Below are 13,898 nucleotides of genomic sequence, written 5' to 3' on the forward strand. Positions count from 1 at the left end.
GCCTCGGCGTCGGGGCCGTCGCCGTCGTCGTCGTTGTTGTTGTCGTTGTGGTGTGGGGTCATTGGTCTGCTTCGGGGTCGAGGTCGGGGTCGAGTTGTTCGAGGAACACGTCGTTGAGGACGTCGTGGTCTTGGGGCAGGCGTGCGCGTGGGGGCCGGATGGCTGCGAACGTGCGGGCTGCGGTCATGGCGATGTCGGGTGCGTCTTGTTGGGCTGCGGCGATGCACACTTCGAAGCCTTTGGCCCAGCGGGCGGGTGTGTTGTGCTCAGTCACGGCGGCGACGGCGTGCAGGCATGCGAGCTGCTGGTCGGGCCGTTCGGGCAGCACCAGCGATGCAGGATCGGCGAGCAGCGCTTCGGGGTCGGGCAGGTCGAGGTCGGCGAGGAACGCGAGGTATTCCGCTGCGGTGGCGGTGCCCAGCAGCGCTTCGGCGACCAGGGTGCTCACGTCGGGTTGCGCTCCGGCGGCGTCGGCTGCGGCGAGGCAGGTGGCGGTGCGTTCCCAGGTGCGCGGAGACGGCCATCCCTGTGCGCCGCTGTCGGCTGCGAGGCCGGTCCCGTCGGGCGGTGCGCACAGCACCCCGGCGCGGCGCCGCACGAACGCGGTCTGCATCACCCGGTGGAACGACACTCGGCTCGGGTCCGGGTCGGGGGTCTTGAGCGGTTCGGGTGCGGGCCAGCCGCCGAGGTAGGCGGCGGCCCATTCGTCGACGCCGAGCGGCCAACGCAGGTGCGCGAACCGGTTCGCGAGCGGCGCGGACAGCTCCCACGCCCCGGAATTCTGCTCGGGCGGGTTTGCTGCTGCTGCGAACCGGGCTTTGGCGCCGAGGTCGAGGTCGCCGACGTGTCCCGACAGCACGACTCGCATGAGGGCGTTCTGTGTTGCGGGGGTGGCGGTGTTGATCTCGTCGAAGAACACCAGCGTGTCGGTGTCCCTGCCGGCGACGCGTCGCGCCCACGCGGGGGGTTCGAGGACGACGCCTTGGGGGGTGCGCACCGGCAGGCCGCCGATGTCGGTGGGGTCATACAGCGACGCCACCACCGTTTCGACTCCCCACCCGGCCGCTTCGGCGAACTTCTCGATCGTGGTGGTCTTGCCGGTGCCCGGGTCGCCCCACAAAAGCACCGGCACGCGTGCGGCGAGCAGGATCTGCATTGCTTCGAGGGTGAGCCGCTGAGTCGTTTCACTCATCGTTGTCTCCTTGTGTCCTGGTTCGGCTGGGGAAGCCGCGAACGCTTCCACAGGGGTGTGACAGTCATGATGGGAGGGTCAGCGGTCGGCCTTGGCGCGCCGCGCGAGCGCCCACAGCGCCTGCGGGGGTGTACGTGGATTCCCCGCGGCGCCCTCGCGGACCTCGCGACGAGGATCGGCTGCGAGCAGCCCCAGCACCGCAGCGGGGGTCTCGGGAAGGTCCGCGGCGATCGCGCGGGCCAGCCACACATCGGCGCGGGCGAGCCGCTCAGCGATCGGGCCCATGGCGGTGCGGTGGGTACTGGGATTGGCTGCGGCCGCGGCCGCCGTGAGCACGTCAGCGTCATCGCACAACACGCGCAGCGTCCCCGGCGGCGTCGCCTCGTTCATGGCGGCTTCTGCCCGCACCGCTGCCACAGCGTCCCCGGCGAGCCATCTCAGCGCCCCCGGCGGCGCAGCGGGGTTCGCAGCGACTGCGGCGCGCACCGTTCGGTGCCGGTCTGCGGCCAGCGCCTCGAGCAGCCTCGCCGACGCGCGCAGGTTCTGTGCCACCCCCGCACGCACCTCGGTGTCCAAGCTCGGGGCGAGCGCCTCGAGCACCCTGATCGGCGTGCGCGGTGTGCGTGCGACCGTGGCGCGCACCGTCGGGTCGCTGTGCGAAGCCAGACCGCGCAACAGCGACATCGGAGCACGCGGATGCAGCGCACCCCACACTCGCTGGAACACCTCGGCGCGCCCGTAGCGCCAATCCGGCTCGCGGTAGTGCACATCGACGGGACCGAGCGCGGCTAGGGCGACCAGCCATGCAGGCGTCGACGGGTTCTGCAGCACCCTCAGCCGCACGAACGCGTCGGAGAAGCTCCGAACCGGCGCGCTGCTGAGCTGTTGGAGCGCTTCGACCGGCGTGGCGGGGTTCACCGCCACCAGATCGCGCAGCTGCGCGTCCCCGTCGGCGGACAGCTCGCCCAGCCGCTGGGGATCCGCGTCGGGATCGGTTGCGACCGCCAGGTCCCCGAAACGACGGTCCCCATGCGCGGCCATCGCGTCGAAGAACCCCGATCCCAGCCGTTGCGCGATCGTTCGGTCGAACTCCCAGCGGGCCGCGCTGTTCCAGCTGTGCCAGCCCGGCGGCATCCACGGCGTGCGACCCAGTGCCGGTTCGAGCCGCTTGGCGAGCACCCACGACAAGAACCCGAACGCAGCGTCGCTGGACAGATGTGCGCACGCCACCGCCAGCGCGTCACGCTCATCGGCGCCAAGCCGCGAATAGCCGTGCGGCCCCATCATCCACAAACACGCCAAACGGCGAGCCAGACCCCCGACCTGATCGGGGCGCACCAGATCCGCGTTCAGCGCCCCAACAACCCCCCGCGCACGCTCCAGCGCCTCGTTCGGCTGACCGAGAGCGTCCAGCAGCCTCGCCTCCGACGCCAGCCGCTCCTCGTCGCTCACACCCCACGCACCGTCGCGGCGTACCAACGTGACCTCGGTGCCGTCGAGGACCACCCCACGGCGCAGATCGCCCTCGGGCCACACCACCACGGCGTCGCGCTTGTCCTTCTTTGCCATGGGCGCGACGCTCGCGTGGGGGTGTCACACGCAGCCACCGCAGCAAGGTGCGACACGCGGGAGGCGCCACCAACGTCAGTGCGCTCCCCAAAGAAATCGTGCTGTTCGTGTCGCACGCCCCGTCTGCGTTGCCGATGAGGCCGCAACGACACCATTTTGGGCACCCACAGGACAGGGATCAGACAGCTGGCCCAGTCGTTGTGCGCGTTGGGCGAATCGAGAGCTGGCACACCTCCAACGAGCTACCCGCTCGCTATGCACCACGCGCGGTGAGGTAATCAAGGTCGAGGGGGTCGCTTGCGCGGTACTCGAGCGCCGTCATCTCATCGAGCGGCGCGAGGATTCCGTCAACCGAGACAACGATTCCCGTACGTCGCGTACGGGTCACCCACGCAGCGATCTGTTCCTGAAGTTCGCTGTGTCTCGGCCTGGATTCTTCCGAAGGTCGGCTCTCAGGACAGAACAAGACCGTTATCCGAATCTTGTGCGCTTCGTCCGCGGATTCGACAACGACGCGGATCTCCTGGAGGCTCTCAAGTGCTTGACCTTCAGGGCTGTTCCTGTTGTGCTTCGCCCTGATGCGTTCAAGCAGACCTCGAAGTGCTTCGTTCAAGTCATCAGGGAACGCCGGACGCTCGAACACACGTCCCACTGCCCGTGCGAAGTGACGTTGGCCCTCCGAGTTCTCCAACCCACGAATGGGCTCCAGCCCCAGCAAGGTGGACTTTTCGGCGCCGACCAGCAGGTTCATATCGGCAAAAGAGCTCGCCCCGATGTCCGGAAGCGGCAGCAGCCGGGGCCGGTGCCCGCGTCTCGCCTGGCTGGCGATCGGTTCGTCAAGCTCGATGACGGCTGCGAGCGTGATGAAAGGATGCTCACGACAACTTCGGACGATGTCGCAGGTCTGCGACACAATGACTAAGCGTTCTGCGGACGCCACTACCCAGCCAAGCTCACCTGAGTCCATTTGCTCGCTCGCTAGCGTCAGCGGTGCATCAGGAACCGCCATCCATGCCCGTTGCGTCGTCGGCAACGTGAGGACATCGCCCTGCTGCCACGTCTGCGTGGCAGCATCGACGCGATCAGACAGCTGCCTCTCGACGGAGAACGACACGCTTACCCCGATGGGTCGGTGCGGCGTATCGTCTTGACGTACTCGCCTTCCATCGATCCGACTTCATCGTGTCGCGCGTCGATGAGTTGTGACGGTCGGAAGACAGGCCGACGACGCGGATCATCATCGTCAACTCTGATTCCAAGCGAACCGGGTTTCCGGATCTTCGCATACTCGCTTCGCTGACAGAAATCCATGTACACCGACGGTTCAGCATCTCGCGGCGCGAGCAAGCGGTTTGTCGTCTCGGCTGGGTCGTCTGTTGCGAGCCGGTTGATCTCCCTCGCCAGCTCCATAATGCGCTCGACATTTCCACTGTTCGCCGGTCGCCCTTCCGCCCAGTAGTGCAGCGAGCGTGGCTGAACATCCAGCGCATTGGCGATCTGAGACCAAGTGAGATTTGTCTTGTACCGGATCTCATGAACGATTTGTTGAATGCTGGTCTGTCGTGGCGTGGAGTGTTCGGCACCGAGTACAGATCCGTGGGTGTGGAGGGCAACGTGTCGTTGATCCCCATGAGCTATTCGAATGTTCGTATCGGCGATCTGCGTGAGCACAAACAGGTATGGGGCGCGCTTCTCGTCGTGGAACTCGTGATTCGGTAGCCACTGATGCGGAATGGATACCACACCGCCCACGGGCGGAAGGCAAGTGGCAAAGAAGTTATGCACCGAGACTTCGTCGAGAAACGCCGCCGATGATGCAGTCCCCCGCAAAATCCACGCGTCCCACTGCGACGCTGACGAATCTGCCTCAGCGGAGACCGAGGTTTCAAACCCAGCAGCGCTCTGACCTGTTGCCTCCGTCATATCCGACCGCCACATCTGCGCAACAGCTCGGGCGTAACTGCCCATCGGAAGAACCGGTAGATATCTTCCGCAAATCCCCTTGACATATCCAGCAATCGATCGACGTCAAACGCTCCGTCGATGTCATCAGCGTACATGTCAAGATCGAGAAGCCACGAAGGCGTGGCAACTGAGCTTCCGTACAGGCTGTCCAGAACGGCGCGAGGCGGCAACAGGCCCCAACGCCCGTGGAGAGTGGCTGAGGGACAGTTGAACTGTGCATCCGTGAGTGCGTGCTGAAGCTCAAGCTCATCGCCGCCCTCAGCACTGACGACTCCGAGCATCTCGGACCTGACGAGCTGCGGAAGGTCAGAGTCGGCCGCGATGCGGTCGACGTACCGAATTCCGAGGCGAGTGCAGCTAGCGGGCCCCATCGTCGCGTGGATCGCCGTTAGCACCTCGCGAAGACGCCTCAGGAACTCTGCGTGGCTCGGATAATCGACTGTGTCGAGCGCCACGAACGATGTCCCTAGCGATACTTTCCACACAGGATCCTGTGCGCGATCACAAAACCGCCAAACAGGTGACCCGCTCGTTTGAGCCCGCACGTCCCCCTCGTCGAACTGAACGCTGACCGTTTCTCGTTCCTCGTGCAGGAATGGATACTCGTCACGGATGTGCTCTTGGAACGGCCCGATGAAATCTTCGCGGGCGATCGAGGCGACAGCGGGAAACCGAATCTGTGCGACGGCCACGATGAGCGGAGGGTCGGAGAGGAACAGCTCGTCGACGGGTTCCCCGAATGGCGTCGGCACGAGACCCACCTCAGACATATTTCACCTTTAGTTTCACATACGGGAGGTTGCAACATAGCCCACCCTGAATCAGGCCGCGACCGATTCAGGGTTTCGTCGTCGTCAAATGACATTCGGCCTCGCGGCCACGGCAGCCGCTGGACGACAGCGGGCTCAAGCGAGTGGGGTGCCTTAGCCTGAATCCACCGATTGGCTGTTGGTGAGCGCGGGATTCCCGGGTCGGTGAATCGCCCTGGGTTGGTTGAAGGCTCCTGATCTTGGATACGAGGATGGAGTCATGCCACATGAGATGTCGCCTGGGAAGCCGACGACGCGTCGGTACAGCGAGGCGGAAAAGGAGCGTGCTGTGCGTGCTGTGCGTCAGCTCCGCAAGGAGCTGGGCACCGATCACGGGACGGTGAAGCGGGTCGCGGCCCAGTTGGGGATCGGGGTGGAGTCGCTGCGGTCGTGGGTGCGCCAGGCCGGGGTCGATGCTGGGTTGCGCCCTGGTGTGAACAGCGAGCAGGCTGAGCGGATCAAGGCGCTGGAGGCCGAGAACCGGGAGCTGCGTCGGGCGAACGAGATCTTGCGCAAGGCGTCGGCTTTTTTCGCGTAAGGGGCTCGACCGCCCACTGAGGTGACGGTGTCGTTCGTCGACGCTCATCGTGGCGAGCTCGGGGTCGAGCCCATCTGCACTGCGCTGGGGGTGGCCCCGAGCACGTACTACGCGGCCAAGCGCCGTGAGCGCGAGCCGTCCGCGCGGGCGGTCTCGGACGCGGTGTGGATGCGGGTCTTGTTGGCGTTGTGGGTCGCGAACCGCAAGGTCTACGGGGCACGCAAGCTGTGGAAGGCCGCCCGGCGCGCGGGTCACGAGATCGGCCGGGACCAGGTTGCCCGGCTGATGCGTGAGCTGGGCGTACGCGGCGTCAGCCGGCGGCGCAAGATGTTCACCACGCGTCAGGATCCTGACGCGGTTCGCGCTCCCGACCTGGTCAACCGCGACTTCACCGCGGATCGGCCCGACGCGTTGTGGGTGACCGATCTCACCTATGTCGCGACCCGGGCAGGCATGGCCTATGTGTGCTTCATCGTGGACGCGTTCTCCCGCCGCATCGTGGGCTGGCGCGTCGCTTCGCACATGCGCACCGAGATGGTCCTCGACGCATTGGAGACGGCCCGCCGCTCACGCGGCAACCGCCGCCTGGTCGGGCTCGTGGCCCACTCCGACGCGGGATCGCAATTCACCGAACGCCTCGACGAGATCGGCGCCCGCCCCAGCATCGGCACCGTCGCCGATTCCTATGACAACGCCTTGGCCGAGACGACCAACGGTCTCTACAAGGCCGAATGCGCCTACGGGCCCGACACACACGGCTGGCACGACGTCGACCAGCTCGAACTCGCCACCCTGGGCTGGGTGCACTGGTTCAACCAGCAACGGCTCCACGGCCACTGCAACGACACCCCGCCCGCAGAATTCGAATCAGCGTTCTACGCTGCCCACAAGACCACCCCAGCCGGGGCTGGAAAACCAAACCAATGAGTCTCCAACAAAGCCAGAGCGGTTCAGATCTCAAATGTGGAGTCCGTTTGTTCGGGCTGCTTCGGGCGAACAAAGCCGCAGGTCAGAGGCACCGGGCCCTAACTCGCAAACAAGCCACCAGCGGCTTGTTTGGGAGTTTCCGGATCTGATGTTTGCGAGTTAGCCCGAGAAGAGCGTTTGGTGGGCGTTCGGGGGCGCCCGCGTTGAAATTCTGGGCGTTTTGGTTCCAGCAGCCGGCAGATCCGCTGCGCGTCCCTTGGCATCGAGATCCTCGATGCGAGACAAGCGGCCCTTCAGCTTCGGTCGTATCTCAATGCTCCACGACCCGAACAACTTCATCGGTGAACGAGAACGTTGGCGCGAAGAAGAGCCCGAAAGCGATGCCGAACACCACCACGATGGCGGTCCTGACCCAACGCTTGATCGGTTTGCCGCTTTTCTTTGCGGCGTAGCCGAGCAGCCAGTACATCCCCCCGCCGAAAACGGCCAGCAGGATTAGGAACAGGAAGGCGGTGCCGATCAGTTCGGAGGCATCAGGGACGATGGTGTTGTTCTACGCGGTGGGGTCGACGAGGCGGCCGATGAACAGCACGGCCTGTGTTTGCTGGTGGATGATCGCCCATAGGAAGGGGCGGTCGGCGACAACGGTGAGATCAGGGGGTGGCGGCGCGGACAGTTCGAAGCCCATGGAGGTGGCTGCTGCTGCTTCGGTGCCTTTCTCGTCGACGATCACTTTGGCGCTGTGGAGCGCTGAGGTGATGAAGATGCCTGGAGCGATGCCGTCGAACCCCGCACCGGGGCAGAACCCCAGGGGCACAGCCATTCGAAGAGATCCGCAGGCGGCGCCAGTGTCTGTTCCCACTTGGGCATGGTGAGATCGACGGTGCCCTGTCGGGCAGCGCCGGACAGCCCGACCAAAGCCGCGGCGTCGAGCGATTCCTCGACGGCTGCGAGGCCGTCGCGCTCGTGAGGCACGATCAGCCACATCGCCAGGTCGCGGCCGACATAGGGCAGTTCCACGGCGTCGGCGCCGTCCATCCGGACGTAACGGCGATCGACCGCTTCTGGGTCGCGCATGAATGGCACGATCACTGAGTGGCCGGTGTCGGTGGTGAACTTGCCGTCGCTGGTCAGGTCGGCCAAGAACGGCTCCAGCCAGTCGGCCTTGAGGTACACGGTGTTCACCAGGATGAGTTCTTGGTCTTGGACCACGGCCTCGTTGACGATCACCGGGATGAGGCCGCGGGTGCGTCCCGAGACCCATTGGTTGATGACTTCGGCAGCGGCGGCGCCGTCGGCGGTGTCGACCGGTTGGATCGTGGCTCCGTAGTGCGCGGCGGCGGTGTCGAGGAACTCGGGCCGGGGAGAGAATCCGTCGTCGGGGAAGAGCCGGTTGGCCACTTCCACGGTGTTGGGCTCTGCCGACGCCTTGGCCAGCATGAGACCGACGGCGTTGGCGGCGCTGTGGCTGCCCTGCTCTGCGAACCCGAAGATCTCATCGAGCATCGCTGCGGTGTCGGACGACGCCCCGGCTCGGCTCAGGCTGAAAGCGACGCCGATGCTGATGGGGCTGGACACGGCGTTGCCGCCCAGGTGCCGGTGGAAGTCCCACCCTGCTGCGTTGACTCCCGCGACCCACTCGGCCATCGGAGCGTCGGGATCTGCCGGCAGGCGATCAGTGACCGGCTCTATCGCTGCAGGGACTGTCTCTATTGCTGCAGGGACTGCGGGCTCGGCTGCCGTCACTCCAATGGACGTTGCCGTGGTGGCGGCTGTCGCGCCGGTGGCGGGGACGGTGGTGTCCGCTGAGGTGCCGCAGGCCGCTGCAACCCAGCACAACACGACCAGGAACCCGAGCAACCTGTTCACGGCCATTCGACGCTACAGCGGCGACTGAAATAGTCGCGCCATGAAGTTCACGGTTACTGGTCACCTCGGCGCGGTCCAGCGCTCACTGTCCACAAGAACCCGTGTGGGCCGGCCGATGCGGGTGCTTGCTGCGGTTCGGACGTTCGACGCTGCGCCCGAAGAGTTGTGGGACGCGCTCACTGCGCCCGAGCGGATCCAGGTCTGGCTCGGCCCGACGAGTGGGGACTTGCGAGTCGGTGGCCGGTTCGACATCGAGGACAACGCCAGCGGCGACATCGTCACCTGCGACAAGCCACGACTCATCGGAGTGACTTGGGAATTCGACGGAGACATCAGCTGGGTGCACGCAACCCTGACTCCGTCCGGGGACGGCACCGGCCTCACCGTTGAGCACACCGCTGCGATACCGCCAGAGTTTTGGGAGCAGTACGGCCCAGGAGCAACCGGAATCGGTTGGGAAATGGCGCTCCTGGCCATTGCCGAATACCTCGCAGCACCGGATGCGCCGCCGCTTGATCCAGCGGACCCCTAACTCCAGGGCCCGTTCAACGAATTCATGGCCGCAAGCAGCGTTGGGTGGGCCGACGCTGACATCGCCGACGGAGGCGACCCCGACCAAGCGCGTGCCGCTGCAGAGCGCACCCTCGCCTTCTATACCGGCAGCGACGGCCCCGAAGCCTGAGGCCAGGCACTCCTTCGAAGTTCTCGGCGATCTGGTGGTGCTCCGGCAGTCTCAGGCCGATGGTGTTCGGCGTCGGACCTCCTCTCTGGTTCGCATTGGAAACAAAACTGCCCACCAGCGAGTATCATGGCCATATGGCGATCACTGAACGCGAGCGTGCCGAACAGCTCCTGATCGATGCGAGATGGCAAGGGTCTGCGACTTGCCCCGTGTGCGGCAGCGTGCGCTGTTCGGACCAGAGCGTTGGTGCCGGCGCCATGTGGTCCATCTGGCGTTGCGGCGACTGCCGCAGACGATTCACCGTCACCTCCAGTACCGCGATCCATTCCACGAAACTCTCCCCCTCGGCCTGGGTCGCTGTCGCCGAGCTGCAGGATCCTTCGGCTTCGAGCGTCGCAGAGGAGATCGGCGTCTCACGGGTCACCGCACGCAAGATCGCCGCCTTGCTCGGGCCCGTGAAATCCCGCTCCTTCAAGGAGCGGCTGCGCCATCTTCTGTGCAACGGGCCGCAGCGTCACCCGACGCGAGACCCGTGGCAGATCGACCCGCTGCCGGCCACGCTGCGGGCCACCGACAGCCCGCTTCCGACGCTGAGCCACGGGTCCAAGTCGGTTCTCAACGCGCTGAGGGCCAGGCCGTTCGGCGCGACCGCGGCCAAGATCGCTCAGCTCGCCGGTGTGTCGTATTCCCAGACGCTGCGCTGCCTCGCCGCCCTAGAGCAACGCGGCTGGGTTGAGAGCACCAAGTCGACAATCCAGCACGGTTACGAACTGCGACAGGCAACGGTGTGGTCACTGTCGTGGTCGGACGGCGCCATGGTGGTCTTGTCGTTTCTGCGTGACGTGCCGACGCAGCGGCCTAGGGAGACCGACGACGAGGTTCCCCAACGCTTCTGGCGGAGTTTCTGGTCGGGTGCCTCCGCTGACACGCTGAGAATCTCGCAGCACGGTCTGCACATCGCCGAGACGCTGGTCGGCGGACGCGATCCGTGCGCGCGAGCGTGGGCGCTCTCAGCCTTGCCGACCGGGGTGCTGCAAGAGTGCCGCGCACTGCGGGGCTTCGACACCGGCTTGAGGGCCGAACTGCTCGACGGCGAGATCGCCCGACGCGCAGTTGCTCCATGAGCGGACTCGACGCGTGGGCCGACGTGCTGCCCGAGAACCTGAGACGTGTGTGGCCTCATGTTGCGGACTGCGCGAACCGCGTCGGCGGTGCCCTCATGGGAGGCACAGCTGTCGCGATCCATTTGCGCCACCGAGTCTCCGAGGATCTCGATGTCATCACACTGCGCAAGTTCTCAGGCACAGCGCAAGAGAAGCGCCTGCGCAGAGCGGCCTCCAGCGTGGTGATCGACGAGGTCTCCGACAACATGTTCCATGGCTTCGTCGACGGAGTGAAAGTCGACATATTCCGCGCTCTGCCCTCGAACGGTGTGGAGCCCTCACGGATGCGATGGGTTGCTGCGGGCACAACTATCGAAGGCATGAAGGTGGGGTCCATTCCGGACCTGATGGCCGCCAAGCTCGACGTGATCAGATTCCGGCCCAAGCTACGCGACTACTTGGATCTTGCCGCGATGGATCAGTCCGGGGCGTGCAGCCTCGAGGCCGGGCTCGGGTACTACTGCAAGCGGTTCGGATACACCCACCCGCCCCGCGCTCTCGAAGAGATGACCCGCCTGCTAGAGAGTCCTGGCACCCTGCCGAGCGACCCCGACTACGAAGACCGGCGTAACGACGCATTGAACCACCTACAAGCTCGGGTGCCCGCGCTTCGCGACCGCATCGCTGAGATGCGCGACCAGACGGTCAGCGCTTCGGCGGCCGCCTCAGCTCAGCGCGTTAGCAACTAGCCCGACCGAGGCCTCCACCGAACTCGGGCACTCGGTTCGAATTCGATCCGGATCTGAAATGCGCTGGCCTGCCGTGCCAGACTTCGCAGCGCAATGGCGGAATCGGGTGCGAACGGCGCTGATCAGCGGCCCTTGGAGGGCATCCGGGTGCTGGACTTCACCCGCGTCGTGGCCGGGCCGCTCGCGACACGGGTGATGGCCGACCTCGGCGCTGACGTCATCAAGATTGAGCCCGCTGACGGCGACCTGTGCCGGACGTTCCCGCCGTACGCACCGGGAGGCCAGAACCCCTACTTCTCCCAGCAGAACGCTGGCAAGCGCTTCTGCTCGGTTGATCTCACCGCACCTGGGGCGCCGGAGCTTGTCCGCGAGCTGGTGGGTCACTGCGACGTGGTCGTGGAGAATTACCGGCCGGGGGTGATGTCCAAGTTCGGCCTGGGCCGCGACGTCCTGTGCGAAGCGCACCCGGCGCTCGTGTACTGCTCGGTGACGGGTTTCGGGCAGACAGGGCCGTGGGCCGATCGGCGTGCGTATGCGCCCGTGGGGCACATGGAGTCGGGGTACATCGAGCACAACATGCGCAAGGCAGGCTCGGGCCCGCAGCAGCCGGCGCTGGTGCTCGGCGACATCGTGACGGCGCTGCTTGCCGCGAGCTCGATCAACGGCATGCTCGTCAAGGCGCTGCGCACAGGGCGCGGCGGCCATCTCGACGTGTGCATGGTGGAGTCGATGGTGTACATCCAAGAGTGGGTTGCGACTGAATTGGCGGGCGGTTGGGACGGTCCCAACGCAGGCAATTGCCAGGAATGCCCGATCCTCGTCCTTCCTGACGGACGGGTCTGGGGCCTCGCGGGCAACCCTGCGGCATGGTTCGACGATGCGGTGGCGGTCATGGAGCGCTCCGACCTCGCAGACGACCCGCGTTTTGCCACTCCCGAGGCTCGCATGGCCAACCGGCACGAGCTGTACGCCGAGATGACCCAGTGGGCAGCGGGCTTCGCCGACTTCGACGACTTTCGCCGAACCCTCGAAGCCGGCTCGCCGTTCAGCGTGTCGGAGATGCGCTCGATCTCGGAGCTGGCTCGCACCGACTGGGCCCAGCATCGGGGTCTGTTGGCCCAAGCCGAGAGCGGCTACGCGGTGCCGGCACGCCCGGCGCTCGGTTCGGGCATCGGCACTGACGGTCACATTGCGGCCCGTGGCGCCGACAACCGCGAGACCATCGGCGGCCTGCTGGATCTTGACGACGCCCGGCTCGACGAGCTCGAGAGCGCTGGAGTGCTGGTCGCTGATTGACGGCGACGTGTGATGCGGGCCGATTGACGGCGACGTGTGACTCCGGCTGCTCGCGACGCCTCACGTAGCCTGAGCGCGTGCAAATCGGGGTGCTTACTGGCGGCGGCGACTGTGCTGGCCTGAATGCCGCCATTCGAGCCGTGGTGAGGACCGCCGGACACGAGCTGGATCGCAGCGTCGTCGGCTACCGCCGTGGCTGGAACGGCGTGCTCGACGGCGACAGCGTCGAGCTCGATCCCGACGCCGTACGCGGCACGCTGCCCCGCGGCGGCACCATGCTCGGCACCTCGCGCAGCAGTCGACGCCTTCAGACCGAGGGCCCTGCACCGCTGATCGCCCAGCTCGAACGCGACGGCGTCGAAGCGCTGGTGACGATCGGGGGTGACGGCACACTCATCACGTCACATCGGCTGTCCGAGGCCGGCTTTGCGGTGGTCGCTGTGCCCAAGACGATCGACAACGACGTCTTTGGCACAGACGTGTGCATCGGCTTCGACACTGCGCTGGGCGTGGCCACCGAAGCCGTCGACCGGCTCCACACCACCGCCCAGTCACACGACCGCATCATGGTGCTGGAGGTGATGGGCCGCGAAACGGGGCACATTGCCGCGGGCGCTGGCATCGCCGGCGGGGCGGCAGCGATCCTCGTGCCGGAGTCGCCGTTCAACATCGACGAGATCGCCGAACGCCTCATCGCCAGGCATCACCGCGATCGCAATGCGTCCATCATCGTCGTTGCAGAGGGAGCGATTCCCGACGGCAGCGTGGCAGTCCCCGATACGGGCACCGATGAGTGGGGCAACCGCGTCCTCGACGGCATGGGCCAGTTCGTCGGCGACCTGCTTGGGCAGCGAACCGGCTTCGAGACCCGCACGACCGTGTTGGGCTACATCCAGCGCGGAGGTCCGCCGTCGCCATCGGATCGGCTGCTCGGCAGCAGGTTGGGCGCTCGAGCGGTGGAGGTCCTCATGGAGGGCTGCACAGGGCATCTCGTCGGCGTGCACTCCACCGAGATTGCGCTGCGACCGCTCGGCGAGGTCGCTGGCCACACCCGCTATCTCACCGGCGACCAGCTCGAGCTTCTGGACCTCATCACGACCGCGCCGGTGCTCACCCGCGTGACCTCGTCGCGCCGCTGGTTCTGAGCTCGGCGAGCGGCACGGGCGGGTTCATCGCCCAGGCAGCGTGAACCCTGCGGG

The 13,898-nt window shown here is 66.1% G+C and carries 14 protein-coding genes, 1 pseudogene and 1 other annotated feature; of the genes and pseudogenes, 7 read left to right on the top strand and 8 right to left on the bottom strand.

What is annotated here, in order from left to right; all coding sequences use genetic code 11:
- Window positions 1-58 precede the first annotated feature (58 nt).
- The 5 genes from ACQY5K_RS19150 to ACQY5K_RS19170 form a co-directional block, all read right to left on the bottom strand.
- Window positions 59-1,192, bottom strand: coding sequence for an AAA family ATPase (locus ACQY5K_RS19150; RefSeq protein ID WP_428118737.1), 1,134 nt, complete (start codon window positions 1,190-1,192; stop codon window positions 59-61).
- Window positions 1,193-1,270: 78 nt separating this feature from the next.
- Complete coding sequence (locus tag ACQY5K_RS19155; protein WP_428118739.1) at window positions 1,271-2,761, bottom strand: hypothetical protein; 1,491 nt, start codon at window positions 2,759-2,761, stop codon at window positions 1,271-1,273.
- Between the two features lie 253 nt (window positions 2,762-3,014).
- Window positions 3,015-3,875 (bottom strand): hypothetical protein, encoded by an 861-nt coding sequence (locus ACQY5K_RS19160; RefSeq protein ID WP_428118742.1) that lies wholly within the window; start codon window positions 3,873-3,875, stop codon window positions 3,015-3,017.
- A 2-nt stretch (window positions 3,876-3,877) separates the two neighbouring features.
- Window positions 3,878-4,729 (bottom strand): hypothetical protein, encoded by an 852-nt coding sequence (locus tag ACQY5K_RS19165; RefSeq protein ID WP_428118745.1) that lies wholly within the window; start codon window positions 4,727-4,729, stop codon window positions 3,878-3,880.
- On the bottom strand, window positions 4,681-5,496 hold the full coding sequence (locus tag ACQY5K_RS19170; RefSeq protein WP_428118748.1) for a TIGR04255 family protein: 816 nt from the start codon (window positions 5,494-5,496) through the stop codon (window positions 4,681-4,683). Before ACQY5K_RS19170 ends, ACQY5K_RS19165 begins: the two co-directional genes overlap by 49 nt.
- Before the next feature lie 259 nt (window positions 5,497-5,755).
- Between ACQY5K_RS19170 and ACQY5K_RS19175 the strand changes: the two are divergent.
- Window positions 5,756-7,000 (top strand): annotated as a pseudogene (locus ACQY5K_RS19175) (IS3 family transposase).
- Window positions 6,058-6,172, top strand: a sequence feature (AL1L pseudoknot). It overlaps the preceding pseudogene by 115 nt.
- 310 nt (window positions 7,001-7,310) lie before the next feature.
- Here the strand turns inward: ACQY5K_RS19175 and ACQY5K_RS19180 are convergent.
- From ACQY5K_RS19180 to ACQY5K_RS19190, 3 genes are all read right to left on the bottom strand, one after another.
- The gene (locus ACQY5K_RS19180; protein WP_419920579.1) at window positions 7,311-7,469 is read right to left on the bottom strand and encodes a hypothetical protein; all 159 of its coding nucleotides are present in this window, start codon (window positions 7,467-7,469) and stop codon (window positions 7,311-7,313) included.
- Window positions 7,470-7,553: 84 nt separating this feature from the next.
- Window positions 7,554-7,823: a serpin family protein gene (locus tag ACQY5K_RS19185; RefSeq protein ID WP_428118751.1), complete on the bottom strand. Its 270-nt coding sequence runs from the start codon at window positions 7,821-7,823 to the stop codon at window positions 7,554-7,556.
- The gene (locus ACQY5K_RS19190; RefSeq protein WP_428118754.1) at window positions 7,730-8,869 is read right to left on the bottom strand and encodes a serpin family protein; all 1,140 of its coding nucleotides are present in this window, start codon (window positions 8,867-8,869) and stop codon (window positions 7,730-7,732) included. Before ACQY5K_RS19190 ends, ACQY5K_RS19185 begins: the two co-directional genes overlap by 94 nt.
- 40 nt (window positions 8,870-8,909) lie before the next feature.
- Here ACQY5K_RS19190 and ACQY5K_RS19195 point away from each other — a divergent pair, with 40 nt between their 5' ends.
- From ACQY5K_RS19195 to ACQY5K_RS19220, 6 genes are all read left to right on the top strand, one after another.
- On the top strand, window positions 8,910-9,401 hold the full coding sequence (locus tag ACQY5K_RS19195; protein WP_428118757.1) for an SRPBCC family protein: 492 nt from the start codon (window positions 8,910-8,912) through the stop codon (window positions 9,399-9,401).
- A 24-nt stretch (window positions 9,402-9,425) separates the two neighbouring features.
- Window positions 9,426-9,551 (top strand): hypothetical protein, encoded by a 126-nt coding sequence (locus ACQY5K_RS19200; RefSeq protein ID WP_419920576.1) that lies wholly within the window; start codon window positions 9,426-9,428, stop codon window positions 9,549-9,551.
- A 134-nt stretch (window positions 9,552-9,685) separates the two neighbouring features.
- The gene (locus tag ACQY5K_RS19205; RefSeq protein ID WP_428118760.1) at window positions 9,686-10,675 is read left to right on the top strand and encodes a helix-turn-helix domain-containing protein; all 990 of its coding nucleotides are present in this window, start codon (window positions 9,686-9,688) and stop codon (window positions 10,673-10,675) included.
- Window positions 10,672-11,403 carry a nucleotidyl transferase AbiEii/AbiGii toxin family protein gene (locus ACQY5K_RS19210; protein ID WP_428118763.1) on the top strand — a complete coding sequence of 244 codons (732 nt, stop codon included), beginning with the start codon at window positions 10,672-10,674 and terminating at the stop codon, window positions 11,401-11,403. The genes ACQY5K_RS19205 and ACQY5K_RS19210 overlap by 4 nt, the downstream gene beginning before the upstream one ends.
- 93 nt (window positions 11,404-11,496) lie before the next feature.
- Window positions 11,497-12,699 carry a CaiB/BaiF CoA transferase family protein gene (locus tag ACQY5K_RS19215; protein ID WP_428118766.1) on the top strand — a complete coding sequence of 401 codons (1,203 nt, stop codon included), beginning with the start codon at window positions 11,497-11,499 and terminating at the stop codon, window positions 12,697-12,699.
- Between the two features lie 77 nt (window positions 12,700-12,776).
- Complete coding sequence (locus ACQY5K_RS19220) at window positions 12,777-13,844, top strand: 6-phosphofructokinase (protein WP_428118769.1); 1,068 nt, start codon at window positions 12,777-12,779, stop codon at window positions 13,842-13,844.
- Window positions 13,845-13,898: the final 54 nt, after the last annotated feature.

The organism is Candidatus Poriferisodalis sp., from assembly GCF_965262965.1.
GTDB lineage: Bacteria > Actinomycetota > Acidimicrobiia > Acidimicrobiales > Poriferisodalaceae > Poriferisodalis.